This window comes from Kitasatospora sp. NPDC054768, assembly GCF_053612025.1.
In genome coordinates, this window is sequence record NZ_JBSHBN010000321.1 from 1 (window position 1) to 2,839 (window position 2,839).

Here is a 2,839-nt window from a genome sequence, read left to right on the forward strand (position 1 = left end):
CCCGCGCCCCCCCCCCCCCCCGCCCGGGCGGCGGCCGCGGGGGGGGGGCCCCGCGCCGCCCCCCCCACGGCCGTGTCACCGGCGTCGGTCGCGGCGGCCCGGTGGGTCACTCGGCTGTGGGAGGCCGGCCGGGTGGCCCCCCGGGTGCCGGGCGACGGATCGTCAGCGCCGCCCGGGCGCCGGCAGTCCGAGGTGGTCCCGCAGGGTGGGGCCGGTGTAGTCGGTGCGGAACACCCCGCGCTCCTGGAGCAGCGGTACGACCCGGTCGACGAACTCGTCCAGCCCGCCCGGGGTGAGGTGCGGGACGAGGATGAAGCCGTCGGCCGCGTCGTTCTGCACGAAGTGGTCGATCTGCGCGGCGACGGTGGCGGGCGAGCCGATGAAGGACTGCCGGCCGGTCAGCTCGATCACCAGCTCGCGGCTGGTCAGCTTCTTCTCCGCGGCCACCGCCCGCCACCGTTCGGCGAGGGCCACCGGGTCGGCGTGCCGGACCCGCCCCTGGACCAGGCCGCTGTCCGGGTCGGGGTCGACGGTCGGCAGCGGTCCGTCGGGGTCGTGGTCGGACAGGTCGACGCCCCAGACCTGCTCCAGGAAGGCGATCGTGGTCTGCGGGCCGACCTGGGCCCGGCGGATCCCGTGGGCCCGTTCGGCGGCCTCGGCGTCGGTGTCGCCGAGGACGAAGGTGGCCCCGGGCATGATTTTCAGCTCGTCCGGCTTGCGCCCGTACGCGGCGAGCCGGCGTTTGACGTCGGTGTGGAAGGCCTGGCCGTCGGCGAGGGTGGAGTGCCGGGAGAAGACCACGTCGGCGGTGGCGGCGGCGAACTCGCGCCCCTCGTCGGAGTCCCCGGCCTGGATCACCACCGGGTGGCCCTGCGGCGGCCGCGGCAGCGAGAGTCTGCCCTCGACCTCGAACTGCGGGCCGCGGTGCCGGGCGGGTTCGTCCCCGGCGTCCCAGAACTCCCGTGCCAGCTGGACGAATTCGGCGGCGCGGGTGTAGCGGTCGGCGCGGTCCAGGTAGCCGCCGCGGCGGAAGTTCTCCCCGGTGAAGGCGTCCGAGGAGGTGACCACGTTCCAGGCCGCGCGGCCGCCGGAGAGGTGGTCCAGCGAGGCGAAGCGGCGGGCCAGTTCGTACGGCTCGTTGAAGGTCGCGTTGACGGTGGCGGCCAGGCCGAGCCGTTCGGTGACGGCGGCGAGCGCGTTCAGTACGGTGATCGACTCGGGGCGGCCGACCACGTCGAGGTCGTGGATGAGGCCCTTGGTCTCGCGCAGCCGCAGGCCCTCGGCGAGGAAGAAGAAGTCGAACCTCCCGCGTTCGGCGGTCTGCGCGAGGTGGCGGAACGAGGAGAACTCGATGTGGCTGCCGGAGGCCGGGTCGCTCCACACCGTGGTGTTGTTGACGCCGGGGAAGTGCGCGGCCAGGTGGATCTGCTTGAGCGGTCGGTCCGTCATCGGGTCACCTCGGCGAGGGCGGGGGAAGCGGCGGGGGCGCCGGCGGGGCGGGCGGCGTAGCGGCTGGCCGGGCGGGCCAGGCCGAGGTGGTCGCGCAGGGTGCGGCCGGTGTACTCGGCGCGCAGCAGGCCCGCGGCGCGCAGGGCGGGGGCGATCCGGTCGGCCAGCGCCGCCAGGTCGCGCGGCGGGTCGGCGGGGGAGAGGTGGAAGCCGTCCACGCCGGTGCCGGTCGCGGTGAGTTCGGCGAGCAGCCGCTCGTCGGCGGCCCGGTCGGGCAGCGCGGACAGGGCGGTGTCGAGCCGGGCGAGGATGCGCAGGCCCTCCCCGGCGCGCAGCCGCAGTTCGGTGGCGGCGGTCAGCCTGGTGGCGCGGTCGGGGGCGTCGAGCAGCACGACATCGGCGTGCCGGATCGCGGCGGCGGTCCGGGCCCGCCCGCCCGGGGAGGCGTCCGGCGCGAGGTCGGCGGCGGCGACCGGCACCGCGACCACCGGGCGGCCCTGCGGCGGGCGCGGGGTGATGGACGGGCCGCGGACCGAGAAGTGCGGGCCCTCGAAGTCGATGTAGTGCAGTTTGTCGCGGTCGATGAACCGCCCGGTCGCGGTGTCGCGGATCTCCGCGTCGTCCTCCCAGCTGTCCCAGAGCCGGGCGGCCACCTCGACGGCGTCGGCGGCCTCGGCCCACAGCTCGTCCTCGGCGCCGACCGGGCGGCGGCCGAAGGCCCGGGCCTCGGCCTCGGTCGTGGAGACGCCGACCAGCCAGCCGGCCCGGCCCTCGCTCGCCCAGTCCAGGGTGTTGACCGAGATCGAGGTGTGGAAGGGCTCGGTGTGGGTGGTGGTGACGGTCGGCACCAGTCCGACCCGGTCGGTCAGCGGGGCGATCCGGGCGAGGGCGGCGAGCGCGTCGGGGCGGCTCGGCGCGGCGGCGAAGGAGTCGTCGAGGGTGACGAAGTCCAGGGTGGCCCGCTCGGCGAGGCGGGCGAGGTAGGCGTAGTGCCCGGCGTCGAAGCGGCCGGGGCTGTCGAGGGCGGCGGACAGGTGCAACTGGCGGGGCATGGTGAGCCTGACTTCCTCGTGCGGACGCGTGCGGGCGCCGGCGCGGCCGTGCGGGGAGCACGGGAGCGCGGGGGCACGCCGGAGCGCGGTGGCGGCCCGCGGGCGGAGCCCGTGCGGGCGGGGGGAAGGTCCGGCGCCGGGCGGGACGTCAGCCGGGCGGCGGCGGGGGAACGGTCAGCTCAGCCGCGACACGCCGCGGACCACACGCGACCGAAGTCGATGTGGCTGCGGGTGACCAGCGGGCACGAGGCGTTCACCGCTTCAGTTGACCAGGGCGTCCGTCGGTTCGTCAACCGCCGTTTCCGTCGGCCCGCGGTGCCGGGGCACGCCGAAGGCCC

2 protein-coding genes are annotated in these 2,839 nt (G+C 76.5%); both read right to left on the bottom strand.

Going from position 1 to position 2,839, the window contains the following annotated elements; translation table 11 throughout:
* Window positions 1-162 precede the first annotated feature (162 nt).
* Window positions 163-1,449, bottom strand: a complete 1,287-nt coding sequence (locus tag ACWGKU_RS40805; protein WP_452178293.1) for an LLM class flavin-dependent oxidoreductase — start codon at window positions 1,447-1,449, stop codon at window positions 163-165.
* Window positions 1,446-2,501 (bottom strand): LLM class flavin-dependent oxidoreductase, encoded by a 1,056-nt coding sequence (locus tag ACWGKU_RS40810; protein WP_401054300.1) that lies wholly within the window; start codon window positions 2,499-2,501, stop codon window positions 1,446-1,448. Before ACWGKU_RS40810 ends, ACWGKU_RS40805 begins: the two co-directional genes overlap by 4 nt.
* Window positions 2,502-2,839 lie beyond the last annotated feature (338 nt).

Coding starts and splice junctions, on each gene's coding strand:
- ACWGKU_RS40805 (WP_452178293.1), bottom strand. CDS start 1,449: ATGACGGACCGACCGCTCAAGCAGATCCACCTGGCCGCGCACTTCCCC.
- ACWGKU_RS40810 (WP_401054300.1), bottom strand. CDS start 2,501: ATGCCCCGCCAGTTGCACCTGTCCGCCGCCCTCGACAGCCCCGGCCGC.